This is a genomic window from uncultured Pseudomonas sp., from assembly GCF_943846705.1.
Taxonomy (GTDB): Bacteria; Pseudomonadota; Gammaproteobacteria; order Pseudomonadales; family Pseudomonadaceae; genus Aquipseudomonas.
In genome coordinates, this window is the sequence record NZ_OX044366.1 from 2784203 (window position 1) to 2800049 (window position 15847).

15 protein-coding genes are annotated in these 15847 nt (G+C 59.8%); 10 read left to right on the forward strand and 5 right to left on the reverse strand.

The window, feature by feature from the left end:
• Positions 1-313 precede the first annotated feature (313 nt).
• Together Q0V31_RS13085 and Q0V31_RS13090 are read left to right on the forward strand one after the other, a co-directional pair.
• Positions 314-1063, forward strand: coding sequence for an electron transfer flavoprotein subunit beta/FixA family protein (locus tag Q0V31_RS13085; RefSeq protein ID WP_298188214.1), 750 nt, complete (start codon positions 314-316; stop codon positions 1061-1063).
• The gene (locus Q0V31_RS13090) at positions 1064-1993 is read left to right on the forward strand and encodes an FAD-binding protein (RefSeq protein WP_298188215.1); all 930 of its coding nucleotides are present in this window, start codon (positions 1064-1066) and stop codon (positions 1991-1993) included.
• A gap of 108 nt (positions 1994-2101) precedes the next feature.
• On the opposite strand, the gene Q0V31_RS13095 is transcribed toward Q0V31_RS13090, so the two are convergent.
• Complete coding sequence (locus Q0V31_RS13095) at positions 2102-2965, reverse strand: alpha/beta hydrolase (RefSeq protein ID WP_298188216.1); 864 nt, start codon at positions 2963-2965, stop codon at positions 2102-2104.
• 140 nt (positions 2966-3105) lie between these two features.
• Between Q0V31_RS13095 and Q0V31_RS13100 the strand changes: the two genes are divergently transcribed.
• The 8 genes from Q0V31_RS13100 to Q0V31_RS13135 all read left to right on the forward strand — a co-directional run bounded on the left by Q0V31_RS13100 (position 3106) and on the right by Q0V31_RS13135 (position 10548).
• Positions 3106-3933, forward strand: coding sequence for a transporter substrate-binding domain-containing protein (locus Q0V31_RS13100; protein WP_298188217.1), 828 nt, complete (start codon positions 3106-3108; stop codon positions 3931-3933).
• An 8-nt stretch (positions 3934-3941) separates the two neighbouring features.
• Positions 3942-4298 carry a DUF4398 domain-containing protein gene (locus Q0V31_RS13105; RefSeq protein WP_298188218.1) on the forward strand — a complete coding sequence of 119 codons (357 nt, stop codon included), beginning with the start codon at positions 3942-3944 and terminating at the stop codon, positions 4296-4298.
• Positions 4295-5107 carry an OmpA family protein gene (locus Q0V31_RS13110; RefSeq protein ID WP_298188219.1) on the forward strand — a complete coding sequence of 271 codons (813 nt, stop codon included), beginning with the start codon at positions 4295-4297 and terminating at the stop codon, positions 5105-5107. Before Q0V31_RS13105 ends, Q0V31_RS13110 begins: the two co-directional genes overlap by 4 nt.
• Before the next feature lie 202 nt (positions 5108-5309).
• Entirely contained in the window at positions 5310-6758 is a 1449-nt protein-coding gene (locus Q0V31_RS13115; RefSeq protein ID WP_298188220.1) for a PLP-dependent aminotransferase family protein, read from the forward strand.
• Positions 6759-6825: 67 nt separating this feature from the next.
• Entirely contained in the window at positions 6826-8586 is a 1761-nt protein-coding gene (locus Q0V31_RS13120) for a VWA domain-containing protein (protein ID WP_298188221.1), read from the forward strand.
• Positions 8583-9164 carry an RNA polymerase sigma factor gene (locus Q0V31_RS13125; RefSeq protein ID WP_298188222.1) on the forward strand — a complete coding sequence of 194 codons (582 nt, stop codon included), beginning with the start codon at positions 8583-8585 and terminating at the stop codon, positions 9162-9164. The genes Q0V31_RS13120 and Q0V31_RS13125 overlap by 4 nt, the downstream gene beginning before the upstream one ends.
• Positions 9161-9937, forward strand: a complete 777-nt coding sequence (locus Q0V31_RS13130) for a hypothetical protein (RefSeq protein WP_298188223.1) — start codon at positions 9161-9163, stop codon at positions 9935-9937. Before Q0V31_RS13125 ends, Q0V31_RS13130 begins: the two co-directional genes overlap by 4 nt.
• A gap of 128 nt (positions 9938-10065) precedes the next feature.
• Positions 10066-10548 carry a hypothetical protein gene (locus tag Q0V31_RS13135; RefSeq protein ID WP_298188224.1) on the forward strand — a complete coding sequence of 161 codons (483 nt, stop codon included), beginning with the start codon at positions 10066-10068 and terminating at the stop codon, positions 10546-10548.
• Positions 10549-10722: 174 nt separating this feature from the next.
• Here Q0V31_RS13135 and Q0V31_RS13140 read toward each other — a convergent pair whose 3' ends face one another.
• The 4 genes from Q0V31_RS13140 to atuD form a co-directional block, all read right to left on the reverse strand.
• Positions 10723-11541 carry an NAD(P)-dependent oxidoreductase gene (locus Q0V31_RS13140; protein ID WP_298188225.1) on the reverse strand — a complete coding sequence of 273 codons (819 nt, stop codon included), beginning with the start codon at positions 11539-11541 and terminating at the stop codon, positions 10723-10725.
• 102 nt (positions 11542-11643) lie between these two features.
• Positions 11644-13632 carry an acetyl/propionyl/methylcrotonyl-CoA carboxylase subunit alpha gene (locus Q0V31_RS13145; RefSeq protein WP_298188226.1) on the reverse strand — a complete coding sequence of 663 codons (1989 nt, stop codon included), beginning with the start codon at positions 13630-13632 and terminating at the stop codon, positions 11644-11646.
• Positions 13633-13761: 129 nt separating this feature from the next.
• Positions 13762-14556, reverse strand: a complete 795-nt coding sequence (locus Q0V31_RS13150) for an enoyl-CoA hydratase-related protein (protein WP_298188227.1) — start codon at positions 14554-14556, stop codon at positions 13762-13764.
• 128 nt (positions 14557-14684) lie between these two features.
• Positions 14685-15845, reverse strand: coding sequence for a citronellyl-CoA dehydrogenase (atuD, locus tag Q0V31_RS13155; protein ID WP_298188228.1), 1161 nt, complete (start codon positions 15843-15845; stop codon positions 14685-14687).
• Between the last annotated feature and the right edge of the window lie 2 nt (positions 15846-15847).

The following is a 15847-nucleotide window of genomic DNA, read 5'->3' on the forward strand; positions in this document are numbered from 1 at the left end:
TCCTACTCAAGGCTCTCTAATTTTATTTGGCGATCGAGCTCGTTCCGTGAGCGATGCTGGCGCATTATATCCGCAGCCTTCCAACGGTCCAATACAAACGTTTGTTTGAATTTTCTGTAGGGCTGGTAGAATCTTACTACATCGCTTGCGATTGGCCGCCTCGTTGTATTGACCAGCCTAGGTCGTGCGTTCAAGATACGAGCGGTTTTGTGTCTGCCGTTAATTGGTTGACTCCCGGTTCCGGCCGGTCTGCAGTTCCCGCCATGTTCGCTTCTGGCGACATTCTTATTCACCGGAGAGTAACGAGGAATCCATGAAGGTTCTTGTAGCTGTCAAACGAGTGGTCGACTACAACGTCAAAGTTCGCGTCAAAGCGGACAACAGCGGCGTTGATCTTGCCAACGTCAAGATGTCGATGAACCCTTTCTGCGAAATCGCCGTGGAAGAAGCCGTACGCCTGAAAGAGAAAGGCGTAGCGAGCGAAATCGTTGTTGTAACCATCGGCCCGACCACTGCTCAAGAGCAGCTGCGTACCGCGCTGGCGCTGGGTGCTGACCGTGCCATCCTGGTTGAATCGGCCGATGAGCTGAACTCCCTGGCTGTCGCCAAGCTGCTGAAGGCGGTTGTTGATAAAGAGCAGCCACAGCTGGTTATCCTCGGCAAGCAGGCCATCGACAGCGACAACAACCAGACTGGCCAGATGCTCGCCGCCCTGACTGGTTTCGCTCAAGGCACCTTCGCTTCCAAAGTGGAAGTGGCCGGCGACAAGGTCAACGTCACCCGCGAAATCGACGGCGGTCTGCAGACTGTTGCGTTGAGCTTGCCGGCTATCGTGACCACCGACCTGCGCCTCAACGAGCCGCGCTACGCGTCGCTGCCGAACATCATGAAGGCCAAGAAGAAGCCGCTGGAAACTGTTACCCCGGGCGACCTGGGCGTTTCCACTGCCTCCACTGTGAAGACCCTGAAAGTCGAAGCGCCTGCTACCCGCAGCGCCGGCATCAAGGTCAAGTCCGTGGCTGAACTGGTCGAGAAACTGAAGAACGAGGCGAAGGTAATCTAAATGACTATCCTGGTTATCGCTGAACACACCAATGCCGCCCTGGCTCCAGCCACGCTGAACACCGTGGCTGCTGCTGCGAAGATCGGCGGCGACATTCACGTTCTGGTTGCCGGTGCCGCGTGCGCCGCCGCTGCCGAAGCTGCTGGCAAAATCGCTGGCGTGGCCAAGGTGCTGGTTGCTGACGACGCGGCTTTCGCGCACCAGCTGCCGGAAAACGTCGCGCCGCTAGTGGCCGAACTGGGCAAGGGCTACAGCCACATTCTGGCTGCTGCTACCAGCAACGGTAAGAACATCCTGCCGCGCGTAGCCGCTGCGCTGGACGTTGATCAGATCTCGGAAATCATCGCGGTTGAAAGCGCTGACACCTTCAAGCGTCCGATCTACGCCGGTAATGCTATCGCCACTGTGCAGTCTTCGGCTGCTGTCAAAGTCATCACCGTGCGCGCCACTGGTTTCGATCCAGTTGCTGCCGAAGGCGGCAGTGCTGCTGTTGAAGCCGTTAGCGGCGCAGCGGATGCTGGCAAATCGGCTTTCGTCGGCGAAGAGCTGGCTAAATCCGACCGTCCTGAGCTGACCGCTGCCAAAATCGTCATTTCTGGCGGTCGTGGCATGCAGAACGGTGACAACTTCAAGCACCTCTACGCTCTGGCCGACAAGCTTGGCGCTGCTGTGGGTGCTTCGCGCGCCGCGGTTGACGCCGGTTTCGTGCCGAACGACATGCAGGTCGGTCAGACCGGCAAGATCGTTGCGCCACAGCTGTACATCGCCGTCGGTATCTCCGGCGCGATCCAGCACCTGGCCGGCATGAAAGACTCCAAAGTGATCGTTGCGATCAACAAGGACGAAGAAGCGCCGATCTTCCAGGTAGCCGATTACGGTCTGGTCGCTGACCTGTTCGACGCCGTACCTGAGCTGGAAAAACTGGTTTAAACCAGGCGTTCTCCGCTCACACAAAACCCGCTCATTGAGCGGGTTTTTTGTTTGCGAAAGTCGCGTGCCCTTGCTGTCCGTCAATCCAACGCTATTGGCTGGCGCCACCTATTGCACAAGCGCCTTAAGGAAGGCTCGGTAGTGCTGGGCGGTCAACTGCGGTTGTTCAATCATCGGCGCATGGCCGGTATTGGGCATGATGACCACACTGGGTTTATCCAGGAGTGGTCGCATGATTTCGACACTGGATACGTCTAATACGCAGTCTTCGGCTCCCCAGATGATCAGCGTTGGCGCTTGGATCTTACTCAGCTCAGGTTCCAGCGGGACATAACGCTCGACCAGGTGGGCAAAGACCTGGTCGTAATGGCTGCTGTTGCTGGCAGCCTGTTCGGCGAAATAGCCTTTGAGCGATTCCGGCAGGTAGGGCGGTTTTACAAAGATGAATGCCAGTAAGCGTTGAAAATCCTCGGGGCTTCTTGCTACCAGTGGATTGGCTTCGCCGCGCTGTAGGCGCAGACGTAGCTCGCTGGGGTGTGGCGAGGTGATGCCGGCGTTATCGAGTAATGCCAGTGAGGCTACCCGGTTCGGATAGCGCGAGGCATACAGCGTACTGATGTGGCCACCCAGCGCGTCGATAATCCCCGCCAGGCGCTCAGTCTGTGTGCCGACATCGTAGCTACCGGCTGGCTTGCTGCTTGCCCCAAATCCTGGCAAGTCGAGCGCTATGACTCGGTAATCCTGAGGAAGGTGGCGTGCGAAGCGCAGCCAGTTGTCTTTATTGGCGGCAAAGCCGTGCACCATCAGGATGGTTTGTGCGTCGCTTGGGCCGCCTTCGTAGTAATGAATGCTAAGATCGCCAACGTTGATTTGCTTGAGATTCAGCTCTGCGCGTTGCCTCTCTATGAACTGCATACTGGCTAACAAGCTGGCTGGCGATAGATAGAGCAGAGTTGCGCCGGTCATGAGCATGAGAATCAAGCTAACGATAAGTTTTCATAAAAGGTCTTTATCGCAAATTAGTATGAATGCGTATTAAGCTAGCATGAATGCGATACATTCCTGTCTGCACCTGCCCACACCCTTCCAAAGGTTAAGTCGAGAGTTCGCCAATGCTTGAGCGTGGTTTATACAAATCGATTTTGCTGTTGCTCGGCGTGCTGCTGATGCCGGGTTTCGCCCTTGCCGCAGGTAAGTGTGAGCGCTTGGTGGCCACTGGTAATCCGGAGTATCCGCCTTATTTGTGGCGCGACCCGCAGAACCCGCAGAAGCTCATCGGCGCTAATGCCGATTTACTGCAGCACCTGGCCAAGGAACTGGGCGTAGTGGTGGACGTCATTTATACCGGGCCGTGGTCGCGCGCGCAGGATGAGGTTCGCCAAGGTCGTGTCGATTTGCTTGCCGGGGCTTTCCTTACACTGCCGCGCTTGGAGGTGATGGACTATGTTCACCCTGCCTTCTACCTGACGCCCAGTGTGGTGTGGGTGCACCGTGGGGCTGAATTTCCTTATGCTGGCTGGGAAGATCTGCGTGAGCGCACAGGTGGTACCTTGGTCAATAACAGTTTTGGCCAACAGTTTGATGCCTACAGCAAGAACAACCTCGCTGTGGAAGGTGTGTCCAGTTTGAACCAGGCTTTCAAGAAACTGCTGCTGGGGCGCACCGATTATGTTTTGTACGAGCGTTATCCAGGCCAGGCACTGGCTGATCGCCTAGGTATTCAAGATGAGCTGTTGGTGCTTGACCCGCCAATCTCCAGCGAGGGGCTGCACCTGAGCTTGTCGCATAATTCGTCCTGTAATGACCCTTGGCTACGCGGCATGCTAGCGAAGAAAATGACTGAAGCAGTTGCCAGCGATTTGCCTGAAGCCTTGTTGCAACGCAACCTGCAACGCTGGGCCGATCAACAGCCCGCCCTCGCCACTGAGGCCAAACAGTAGGAAACTCCGTGATCAATCGATTTATTTGTGCGGTCTTGCTGCCGCTTATGCTCAGCGCCTGCGTATCTGACCCGGCCCCTCATGAGCAGGTACGCTTAACTGAACAAGCCCTTAGCCAGGCGGCAGCACTGGGGTTATCGGCAGAGCAATCGCCCGCCCTGCATCTCGCCGAAGACAAGCTCGCGTTGGCGCAAACCGCCATGCAGGACGAAGACTACAAGCAGGCGCGGGTGTATGCCGAGCAGGCAGAGCTGGACGCCCGCCTGGCTGAAGCTGAATACCTGAATGCAAAAAGCCTGCAACAGCTGGCAGCACTGAACAACGCAATTAACCGCCTGCGTAAACAGTTGGGAGGTTTGCAATGAAGCGTTTTCAGGCTGCTTTAAGTGTTGCAGTGAGTGCGCTGCTGTTGAGCGGTTGCGCATCATCGCAGCGTTCCAGTGACCAGGCCTTGGATGCCGCCCACGCGGCTTATCAGCAGGTTAGGGAAGATGCGGATGTACTCCGCAGCGCGCCTAAGGACCTGATTCGCGCCGGTGAATCGCTGGCTAAAGCCGATCGCTTGTCGAGCTATTGGGGCAGCTCTGCTGATGTGCTGCACTATGCCTATCTGAGCCAGCAGCACAGTGCGATTGCGCGGCAGAAGAGCACCCTCAACCTGAATCAGGAACGCGCGGTCAAACTGGAGTTGGAGCGTCAGCGCCTGCAGTTGGCGCTGCGCGAAGCCAAGTTGTTGAGTCTCCAGGATCAGAGCAGCTGGCTTGAGGAGCAGATGATCAGCTTGGCCACCACCCAGAGCGAGCGTGGTTTGGTGATGACCCTGGGCGATGTGCTGTTCGATGCTGGGCAGAGTGATCTGAACGTTTCAGCCAACCGCACTGTACTGAAACTGGTGCAGTTCCTGCAGTTAAACCCACGCCGTATCGTGCGCATCGAGGGTTATACCGACAGCCGCGGCGATGCCCAGGAAAACCTCGAGCTGTCGCGTATGCGTGCGCAAGCGATTGCGGATGCGCTGGTCGATTTAGGCGTTGATGCCAAACGCATCGAGGTACAGGGCCACGGTGAGAGCTTCCCGGTGACTGAAAATGCATCGGCCAAAGGCCGGGCGCAGAATCGTCGGGTTGAAATTGTCTTCTCCGACGAGCAGGGTCGTCTCGGCTCAGCTCGTTGAGTCTTTGCCGATTGTTAAAAAACCTGGTTCGCCAGGTTTTTTATTGCCGCTGATACGCCTGGCACAATCAGCTTAAGTGTTAAGTGAACCGTAACAGTCGCTGGCGTGGAGGCACTGTAACGCTCACAATTGACTGAGTTGTACCGGTGAACTTTCGATGAGTCGGTTTACTGTTACGGTTCAGTCAAGCAGGAACGTGGTTATGACCAGTCTGTTGCTTTATCAGCGCATTGCTCAACAACTGGCGGAAGACATTCGCCGTGGCGTTTACCAGCCGGGTGAGCGCGTACCCTCGGTGCGCAAAATGAGTGCGCAGCTCAGCGTCAGCCATGCCACTGTGCTGCAGGCCTACGCCAATCTAGAGGATCAGGGTTTGATCCGCGCGCGGCCGCAGTCCGGCTTTTATGTTCACCAGACCCCAGCCTTGACCGCACCCACACCCGATATTGCCAGGGTCGAGCGGCCTGGCCTGGTGACGCGCAGCAGCATCATTAATCAGGTACTGGCTGAGTCGCGCCGAGAAGGTGTGTTCCCCTTGGGGGCCGCCGTGCCGCACGTGGATTATCTGCCGGTGCGCGCGTTGCACCAGCAACTGGCCAAGGTCACCCGGTTTCACAGTGCGCGTGCCTTCAGTTATATGTTCAGCCCAGGTTTCGAGCCGTTGCGTCGTCAGGTGGCGATCCGCATGCGTGACGCCGGCGTGGTGGTCGATCCGAGCGAGGTGGTGATCACTCACGGCTGTGTCGATGCCTTGCAGATGAGCCTGCGCGTGCTGACCAAGCCGGGCGACCTGATTGCCACCGAATCACCGACCTATTACGGGCTGTTGCAACTGGCGGATTTGCTCGGCTTAAAAGTCATCGAGATTCCCAGCGATCCGACCTCCGGCATCAGCCTGGAAGCCCTGCAGCTGGCGTCCAACCAGTGGCCGATTAAGGCCCTGGTGTTGACCGCACGCCTGAGTAACCCGCTGGGCGGCACCATCCCTGAGCAGCGTCAGCGGCAGTTGCTGCGCCTGGCCAGCGATTACGATATTCAGATCATCGAAGATGATATCTACGGTGAGCTGATGTTCGAGCAAGGGCCGACCAAGGCCCTGAAGTCCTATGACCGCGACGGCCGAGTGGTGTACTGCTCAAGCTTCTCGAAAACTCTCTCGCCGGGGGTGCGTATCGGCTGGATAGTGGCCGGCAAGTACCAGGATGAAATCCAGCGCCTGCAGACCTTCAGCACCCACTCGGCCTGCAGCGTGACGCAGATGGCGGTGGCGGCTTATCTGGAGAACGGCGGATATGACCGTCACCTGCGCTTTATCCGGCAGGAGTACCGCAAGAATCTCAGCGCTTTCCAGTTGGCGATACAGCAGTATTTTCCCGAAGGCACACAGATGAGCCGGCCCAAAGGCGGCTTTATTCTCTGGGTCAGCCTGCCGGCGCGGGTCAACACCAAGGACCTGCACATGAGCGCCTTGCAGCAGGGCATCAGCATCGCGCCGGGATTGATCTTTAGTAATACCGAGCAGTTCAACCACTGCATACGCCTGAACTGCGGCATCCCGTGGAACCGCGAAGCCGAGCGTGCATTGATGACCCTGGGCATGCTCGCCGGGCAGCTGTGTCAGGACGGGGCGGCCAGTTTTAACCCGGTTTAACCCGATTTAGACAAAGCCTGCGTCTACCTGAGCGAATGGTGTATTCAATCGCTCAGGAGCTGCGCCCATGTCTGCTTTTCACGTACTGCTTACCCGTCCTTTACTTGCCGGTTTTGCCGCTGGCGTTTTGCTCAGCCTGGGCGCGTGTAGCGCCGCCAATCCTGAAGCCCCCGCTAAGGCGGCGGGTAACAGCCCTTTGGCCGACCAGGCCCGTGCAAGCGAACCTGCTGCGTTGCATGAAACACTGGCCGCTCCGGCTGAGCCGCAGCGCAAGCGCGAGGTGTTGGGTAAGGCTGCTATGCCCAGCGCGGCTTATGCGCCGATGCCAGGGGCCATGGCCATATCAAGGGTGCAGGCTGATGCCGCGCTGCCGGGCTATCGAGCGCAGAGCCGCGAGCAGTACCAGGCACTTGCAGACAACCCGGTACATGCCGTCGCCGTAACTCCGGTGTCGACCTTCAGCATTGATGTCGATACCGGCAGTTACGCCAATGTGCGGCGTTTTCTCAATGGTGGGCAGCTGCCGCCACAGGACGCCGTGCGTCTGGAGGAGCTGGTTAACTACTTTCCCTATGCCTACCCGCTGCCGAAGGGTGATGCACCCTTCGGTATCCATACCGAGCTAGCAGCCACGCCGTGGAACTCGCAGAGTCGCCTGCTGCGCATTGCCATCAAAGCATCGGATTTGCGGGTAGACGAGTTGCCAGCGGCCAATCTGGTGTTTCTTGTGGATGTCTCCGGTTCGATGGATCGTCGCGATGGGTTGCCGTTGGTGCAAAGCACCCTGAAGTTGCTGGTTGATCAGCTGGGTGCACAAGACAAGGTGTCGCTGGTGGTCTATGCCGGTTCCTCCAGCGTGGTGTTGCAACCGACTGCGGGCAGCGAAAAAGCCAAGATTCGCGCGGCGATTGATCAGCTGGCTGCCGGCGGCTCCACCGCCGGTGAGTCGGGCATCCAGCTGGCTTACCAGCAGGCGCAGCAAGGCTTTATCGAGGGAGGCATCAACCGCATCTTGCTGGCCACCGATGGCGACTTCAATGTCGGCATCAGTGACTTTGCAAGCCTTAAGCAGTTGGCCGCCGACAAACGCCAAACCGGCGTATCGCTGACCACGCTCGGTTTTGGTACCGACAACTACAACGAGCAACTGATGGAGCAACTGGCCGATGCCGGCGATGGCAACTACGCCTATATCGACAACCTGCGCGAAGCCCGCAAGGTGCTGGTCGATCAGCTCAGCTCGACCCTGGTCACGGTGGCCAGCGATGTAAAGATTCAAGTCGAGTTCAACCCGGCGCAGGTCAGTGAATATCGCCTGCTGGGTTACGAGAACCGCGCACTAAAGCGCGAGGACTTTAGTAACGACAAGGTCGATGCCGGCGAAATCGGCGCAGGCCATACAGTGACTGCGCTTTATGAAGTGGTGCCGGTGGGTAGCAACGGCTGGCTGGAGCCGCTGCGTTATCAAACGGCTATAAAAGCCGATAGCAAGGCGGGCGAACTGGCGTGGCTACGGATTCGTTACAAGGCGCCGGGGCAGGGCGCGAGTAAGCTGCTTGAGCAAGCCATTAAGGCTGCTGATGTGCCAGTTATCAGTCGCGCCAGTGAAGACCTGCGCTTTGCCGCCGCCGTGGCCGCGTTTGCCCAGCAGCTTAAGGGTGAGCAATACACCGGGCATTTCAGTCTGGCGGACAGCGCCGAGTTGGCGCGTAACGCCAAGGGGGAGGATCGCTTCGGCCTGCGCGGCGAGTTCGTGCAGCTGGTGGAACTGGCGCAGAGCCTGCAAACTGCGGATTCCCGTACAACACCTTTACGAGTGCAGCAGTGAATCGACCTCTCATGGGTGACGATGCCGCCCTGTTGCGGCGTTACCGCCGCGGTGATGCGGCGGCTTTCGCCGAGCTGTATCAGCGCCATCGGCTCGGCCTGTTTCGTTTTCTGCTTGGCCTGTGTGGCGATCACGCGCTGGCCGAAGAAGTGTTTCAGGACACCTGGATGAACCTGATCCGCAGCCAGAGCGCGCTGCGCGAAGCGGTACTGTTCAAAACCTGGCTGTACCAGATCGGCCGCAATCGATTGATTGATCACTGGCGCAAGTACGCTCGCCACCAAGCGGGGCATGCTGAATATGATGAACAGCGGCATGCCCCGCACGACTCGCAACCGAGTCCTGAACAGCAGCTCAGCCTGAGCCGCGATCAGCAGCGTTTGCAGGCCGCCTTGGCAGACTTACCGGCGGAACAGCGCGAGGTGTTTCTGCTGCGTGCCCATGCTGACCTAGAGCTGGCGGAGATCGCCGAACTGACCCAGATACCCGCCGAGACGGTGAAAAGTCGCTTGCGTTATGCCCTACAGAAGTTACGTCGGCTGCTGGCTGACCCGGCCGCCGAGGAGTTGTCCGTATGAATCACGATCAACACACAGCTGATGAGCAGGCGCGGCAGATGCTTGAGCATTTCCGCCAGCACAGTGGCGGTGAGCCCAGCGCGCAGCTGGATGCACAGATTCTGGCGGCAGCCAGCGCGGCAGTGCGCAGTAAGGCTGCCGTAGCCGCCAAGTCGGGTTTGAGTGGCCGCTTGCACCATTGGCTATTCGGTGCAAGCGGCCGGCCACGCTGGTCGCTGGCCTTGGCGGGCGTCGCGTGCCTGGGCATCGGTGTCAGCCTGACCTGGCGTACCTTGGAACAAACCCCCGATGCATTTGATGCCGTGCCCAGCGGCTTGCCCACGGCGCCAGCGGCTGCCCGGATGGCACCGCAGTCGTTACCTGCAGCGACACCGCTGACGGACTCTGCCACGGCTGAGCCAGTCCAGCGCTCGCGGACGGCCCAGCCCGCCCCGGCGCTTCAGGGCTACAGCGCCGATGCTGCCACGGCTGAGAAAAAACGCTCGGCTGCTGCGTCGAGCCCCATGTTAGGTGAAGCGCCAACAGCCGAGGCGCTGCATGAGCAACTGCCGCCAGCGGCCGACCGCGTACCCGCCCAGCGCGCCTTAAGCAAAACGGTTGCGCCCTCAGCCAATCAAGCCGAGCGGCAACTGCGCAGTGAGTTGCAGCGCTTACTCAAGCTACGGAGTGATGGCTGGACGGACGAAGCCGATGCGTTGCTGTTAAAACTGATGCGTGAGTACCCTGAGCTGGATGTAGATGTTCAGTTACAGCAGTTACAGCAGGCAGACTGAGCGCGGTGTGGCAGCGCCTCTGGTTTGCCAGGGCGCGGCGTTGTTACCTCTGGTACGCATTGCAGGCTTGCCAGCGCCAGAGGTAGGGGCGAGCATAGCGGCTTATACCACTGCCTTTGTACCTGCTAATGCCCTCTATCCGAAGCACCTTGTTGCTACTGGCGCTGCTGTTATCAGCGGCCTGCGAGCAAACTGCCAATCCTCCTGCGCCGGCCAAGCCCGAAGCCGTCACGGTGCAGCCCGTGCAAGCGGCAAGCGATAACAGTGCCGCTAAGGCTGAGCCGAAAAAGCCTGCGCTGAGGCGCGCAGAGGAACGCGCTGCTCCCGCCGAAGCGGTTCAAAGCAAGCCTAAAGTTACCCAGCTACCTGAGGTCGAGCCTGCAGAGCCAAATCACCCGCTGGACCTGAAGCTGCGGCCTAACGTGTTTGATCCGCTGCAGCCTGTGGCACCGCTCAGCGAGGAGAGCACCTTACTGCCGCCGCTGTTTACGGAAAAGGTCGAGCCCGACAGCCCCTTTCAGCTCAATGGCAAACTGATCAGCAATGAGCGTGACGGTGACTATTGGCAGTCGATTGAAGGGGCGCAGTTGCAGTTCGAGTTCAAGCAGTAGCCAAGTTTGCGCGGCACTGTTGGCGAGTTTTAGTCAGATGGCGGCAGCCAGATGGCTGGGTTCAAGGCTCAACTTTATATGCGATGGGCGTTTGCCGCCAAACGCTGGGGATGCACGTTCAAGCCAGCGCATGGCACTGGCTGAACGTGCGGCGATCAGGGCTGTTTCGCTGAGTCAGTCGACAAACAAGTCGGTCATCAGTTTGCCGCTCGGGTCATAGCGATAGTGTTCGAAGTCACTCACCCCTTGCTCACGGAGCAACTCTTCGTCGATCAGCAACCGGCCGCTGATGCTGCGCTCACGGCTTGAGAGAATGGCATACGCCGCGTCAGCCATGATCGCGGGCAGACGCGCCGCTTTCATCACCGCGGGGCCGCCGGCTTCGAACTCGATGGCGGCAGTGGCTATCACGGTTTTCGGCCATAGCGAGTTGACGCTGATGCCGTATTTTTTGAATTCCTCATGCATGCCCAAGGTGAGCATGCTCATGCCGTACTTGGTGGTGGTGTAGGGGCCGTAGTTGGCAAACCACTTGGGGTCGAGGTTGAGCGGTGGCGACAGGCTGAGGATGTGGCCCTGGCTTTTTTTCAGGTAGGGCAGTGCGGCCTGGCTGCAGACCATCACCGCGCGGGTGTTGATCTGAAACATCAGGTCGAAGCGCTTGGGCGGCAAGTGCTCGACGCCCATCAACTTGATTGCGCCAGCGTTATTGATCAGTACGTCGATGCCGCCAAAGTGTTCGGCAGCCTTGGCCATGGCCGTTTTCACGGCCTCTTCGTCACGCACGTCGAGTTGCAGGGCCAGGGCTTTACCGCCAGCGGCTTCAACCTCGGCCGCTACCGAGTGGATGGTGCCCGGCAGTTTGGGGTGCGCCTCGGTGCTTTTTGCGGCGATGACGATATTGGCACCGTCGCGCGCAGCGCGCAGCGCGATTTCACGGCCGATACCACGGCTGGCACCGGTGATAAACAGGGTTTTATCTTGCAATGACATGGGCGTGCTCCGTGATTTGTTGTTATTCGTCTGCGTTGCTTTTGTCGGATGGGTATCGCTACGCTCAACCTGCGCGGCCCGCCCCATCCTACGGTTCTGTCACTAAGCCTCTGCGGCTTCGATTTCCACCAACAGCTGGCGGTTTTTCACCTGGTCGCCACGCCCTACACTAATGCGGCGTACCACGCCGTCGATGCTGGCCTTGAGCGGGTGTTCCATCTTCATCGCCTCCAGTACCACCAGCAGTTGGCCCTTGCTGACCTGGCTGCCTTCCTCGACCAATACCTCGACAATTGCCCCATCCATCGGCGCTTTGACGCTGCCCGAGCCAGCGCCAGCCGCGCTGCTGACCGGTTGGTGGGTGATGTCGATGAGTTGCAGGTTGCCGTTATGGCCATACAGCCAGAGGTTGTCGCCCTCCAGGTGATAGGCCAGACGCTGGCGAATGCCGTCCACTTCTAGCGTGGCCCAGCGGCCGTCGCTGGCCAGCAGCGTGAGGCTGACCTGCTGATCGCCGAGGGTGGCCAGTAGCCTGGGCTGCGCACCATCGCTCAATACGTCCAGCGCTACATTGAAAGACTGCTCGGCGTGTTTAAGCACAAAGTGCCAGGGCGCGCTGCCGGCATTACGCCAGCCGGCCAGGCCGCCTTGATGGGCACGGGCATTGGCTGATTGCTGAAATAGCAGGGCGGCAGCGGCAGCCAGTTCAGCGGCGTGTGGCGGTTGTGGGCTGAGGCTCGGGTCCGTGGCGAAATGCTCGGCGATAAACGCGGTGGTGGCGTTACCGGCAGCGAATTCTGGGTGGCTGAGCAGGTTGGCAAGGAAACGCTGGTTGCCGTTGACGCCGAGCAGCACGCAATCCTCGACTGCCCGCACCAGCTTGCGCCGTGCTTCTTCGCGGGTGGCACCGTAGGCGATGACCTTGGCCAGCATCGGGTCGTAAAACGGGCTAATAACCTGACCTTCGAGCAGGCCGTGGTCGATGCGGATGCCGTCACGCAGCGCCGGCTCCCAGCGCAGCGCGGTACCGGTCTGCGGCAGGAAGTTTTGCGTGGCATCTTCGGCGTACAGTCGCACTTCCATAGCGTGGCCGCTCAGACGGATTTCGTCTTGCTTGAGCGGCAGCGCATGGCCTTCGGCAACATGAATCTGCCACGCAACCAAGTCTTGCCCAGTGATCAATTCGGTGACCGGGTGCTCGACCTGCAGGCGGGTGTTCATTTCCAGGAAGAAGAATTCGCCGCTCTGATCGAGCAAGAGCTCTACGGTGCCGGCACCGACATAGTTAACCGATGCAGCGGCCTTAACGGCGGCCTCTCCCATGGCTTGGCGCAGTTCGGGCGTCATCACCGGGCAGGGCGCTTCTTCGACCACTTTCTGGTGGCGGCGCTGCACCGAGCAGTCGCGTTCACCCAGATACACGATGTTGCCCTGGCTATCGCCGAACACCTGAATTTCCACATGACGCGGCTGGATCACCGCGCGTTCGAGAATCAGCTCTCCAGAGCCGAAGGCGTTTTGCGCCTCGGAGCGTGCGGTGCGGATCTGCGCCAGCAGTTCGCTGGACTCATGCACCAGGCGCATGCCACGCCCGCCACCGCCGGCGCTGGCCTTGATCATCAGCGGGTAGCCGATGCGTTCGGCTTCACGGCTTAGGGTCTCGTCATCCTGGGCTGCGCCTTCAAAACCTGGGATGCACGGCACTCCGGCCTCTAGCATGGCGATTTTCGACAGGCGCTTGCTGCCCATCAAGTGGATGGCTTCTACGGTGGGGCCAATAAACACGATGCCGGCGGCTTGGCAGGCGCGGGCAAAATCGGCGTTTTCCGAGAGAAAGCCATAGCCGGGGTGAATCGCATCGGCGCCGGTCTTTTGGGCGGCTTTGATGATGTTGTCGATTACGAGATAGGACTGATTGACCTGCGCCGGGCCGATGCACACGGCTTCATCGGCTTGCTGCACATGGCGGGCGTCGGCATCGGCCGCGGAATACACGGCGACCGTGCGGTAGCCGAGGTCCTGGGCGGTGCGCATCACCCGGCAGGCGATTTCCCCGCGGTTGGCGATCAGAATCTTGTTGAAAGCGGGCATCTGGGTGCTCCTGCTGGCTAGGTTGTATCGCACTGTAGGGTGGGTTGAGGCGCGGAGTGCCGATACCCATCGTGGTTGGTTGATGGGTATCGCTGCGCTCCACCCATCCGACCGTCTGTAGTTATGCCGCTACTGCGCCCACTTCGGCGCGCGTTTTTCTACAAAGGCCATGGTGCCTTCAACACCTTCGGGCCCCGTGACGGCCGCTGCAAACTGTTCGGCGGCGCGGTCCAGCAGCGGGCCAAGGGCTTCATCCTGGCTGGCCAGCAGCAGGGCCTTGGTCTGGGCGTTGGCCTGCGGTGCGCAGCTACGCACTTGGCCCAGCACCTGCTGCAGTCGCGTGTCGATCGCGGCGCTGCTGGCTTCGCTGAAGTGCACCAGGCCCAAACGTTCGGCTTCGCTGCCGTTAAAGCGTGCGGCGGTAAGGGCTAAGCGACGGGTCTGGGTCAGGCCAATGCGCTTAACCACAAAGGGTGCGATCTGCGCCGGCAGAATCCCTAAGGTGGTTTCCGGCAGGCCGAACTTGGCGTCTTGCTGGCAGATGGCAATATCCGAGACGCAGGCCAAGCCAAAACCGCCGCCGAGCACCGCACCTTCCAGCACGGCTATCAGCACCTGTGGTGTGTGTTGCGCTTCTTCCAGTAGGTTGCCGAAGGCGCGGTTCAGGTCGCGGTAGGCGTCGCCCCCCTTGGCGCGGGCACCGGCCATATCCTTGATATCGCCGCCGGCGCAAAAGTGTCCGCCGGCACCGCGCAGCACGATGGCGCGCACGCTCATGTCGCCACGCAGACTGTCCAGCACCGCGCGCAGCTCGCTGACCATGGCCAGGCTCATGGCGTTGCGGCTGTCCGGACGGTTGAGGGTGACGTGCAGCACGCCGGCGTCGAGGTTAAGCAGCAGGGTTTCGCAGTTCGGTAATGGCATGTACGTGTTCCGATACAAGGGGGCGAAGGATGGGCGGGCCGCGCAGGTTGAATGCAGCGATACCCATCAGGTCGGTGGCGATGGGTATCAGCGCTGCGCGCCTCTACCCATCCTACGGCTGCCTGGCTTTAACCTTTCTTTTTGCCCGGCAGAATGCCCATCAGCTTGCAGATGATGCCGAGCATGATTTCGTCGGCACCGCCGCCAATCGACACTAGGCGCACGTCGCGGTAAGCGCGTGATACCGGGTTGTCCCACATGAAGCCCATGCCGCCCCAGTACTGCAGGCAACTGTCGGTGACTTCACGGCCAAGGCGACCGGCCTTGAGTTTGGCCATGGACGCCAGGTTGGTCACATCCTTGCCGTGCACATACTGCTCGGTGGCCTGGTAGACCAGGGCGCGCAGGCACTCGATTTCGGTCTGCAGTTCGGCCATGCGGAAGTGAATGACCTGGTTGTCGATCAGCGCATTGCCGAAGGTCTTGCGCTCTTTGCAGTACTCGATGGTGGCGCTGACGCAGTGCTCGAGGCTCTTGAGCATGTTGGCCGCGCCGAACAGGCGCTCTTCCTGGAACTGCAGCATCTGCATCATGAAGCCCGCGCCTTCATGGCCAATGCGGTAGCGCTGCGGCACGCGCACGTTGTCGAGGAACACCTGGGCGGTCTCCGAGCTGCGCATGCCGAGTTTGTCCAGATGCGGGCTGACGCTGATGCCCGGGGTGTTCATCGGCACCACGATCAGCGATTTGTTGACGTGCGGCTTGTCGTCGCTGGTGTTGGCCAGCAGGCACATAAAGTCGGCTGAAGGCGAGTTGGTGATCCACATCTTGCTGCCGTTGATCACGTAGTCATCGCCGTCTTTCTTGGCGGTGGTTTTCAGCCCGGCCACATCCGAACCCGCGCCGACTTCGGAGACGCCGATGCAGCCGACCATCTCGCCGCTGATCGCCGGCTTGAGGAACTCCTCACGCAGCTCGTCGGAACCGAAGCGTGACAGAGCAGGGGTGCACATGTCGGTCTGCACGCCGATGGACATCGGAATGCCGCCGCAGTGGATGGTGCCGAACTCTTCGGCAGCGACGATCGAGTAGCTGTAGTCCAGGCCCATGCCGCCGAATTTCTCCGGCTTGGAGATGCCCAGCAGGCCCAGGTCACCGGCTTTCTTGAAAATCTCGTGAATCGGGAAGCGACCGTCTTTTTCCCACTGTTCGACGTGTGGGTTGATTTCCTTGTCGACGAAGTTACGAACGGTGCGGCGTAGCTCTTGGTGTTCTTGGGTGAAGATCATTT

Excerpts from the sequence above, each read along its gene's own strand:
- Q0V31_RS13135 (WP_298188224.1), top strand. The coding sequence starts at position 10,066 with ATGCCCTCTATCCGAAGCACCTTGTTGCTACTGGCGCTGCTGTTATCA.
- Q0V31_RS13140 (WP_298188225.1), bottom strand. The coding sequence starts at position 11,541 with ATGTCATTGCAAGATAAAACCCTGTTTATCACCGGTGCCAGCCGTGGT.
- Q0V31_RS13100 (WP_298188217.1), top strand. The coding sequence starts at position 3,106 with ATGCTTGAGCGTGGTTTATACAAATCGATTTTGCTGTTGCTCGGCGTG.
- Q0V31_RS13095 (WP_298188216.1), bottom strand. The coding sequence starts at position 2,965 with ATGCTCATGACCGGCGCAACTCTGCTCTATCTATCGCCAGCCAGCTTG.
- Q0V31_RS13120 (WP_298188221.1), top strand. The coding sequence starts at position 6,826 with ATGTCTGCTTTTCACGTACTGCTTACCCGTCCTTTACTTGCCGGTTTT.
- Q0V31_RS13085 (WP_298188214.1), top strand. The coding sequence starts at position 314 with ATGAAGGTTCTTGTAGCTGTCAAACGAGTGGTCGACTACAACGTCAAA.
- Q0V31_RS13130 (WP_298188223.1), top strand. The coding sequence starts at position 9,161 with ATGAATCACGATCAACACACAGCTGATGAGCAGGCGCGGCAGATGCTT.
- Q0V31_RS13150 (WP_298188227.1), bottom strand. The coding sequence starts at position 14,556 with ATGCCATTACCGAACTGCGAAACCCTGCTGCTTAACCTCGACGCCGGC.
- Q0V31_RS13115 (WP_298188220.1), top strand. The coding sequence starts at position 5,310 with ATGACCAGTCTGTTGCTTTATCAGCGCATTGCTCAACAACTGGCGGAA.
- atuD (WP_298188228.1), bottom strand. The coding sequence starts at position 15,845 with ATGATCTTCACCCAAGAACACCAAGAGCTACGCCGCACCGTTCGTAAC.
- Q0V31_RS13110 (WP_298188219.1), top strand. The coding sequence starts at position 4,295 with ATGAAGCGTTTTCAGGCTGCTTTAAGTGTTGCAGTGAGTGCGCTGCTG.
- Q0V31_RS13090 (WP_298188215.1), top strand. The coding sequence starts at position 1,064 with ATGACTATCCTGGTTATCGCTGAACACACCAATGCCGCCCTGGCTCCA.
- Q0V31_RS13145 (WP_298188226.1), bottom strand. The coding sequence starts at position 13,632 with ATGCCCGCTTTCAACAAGATTCTGATCGCCAACCGCGGGGAAATCGCC.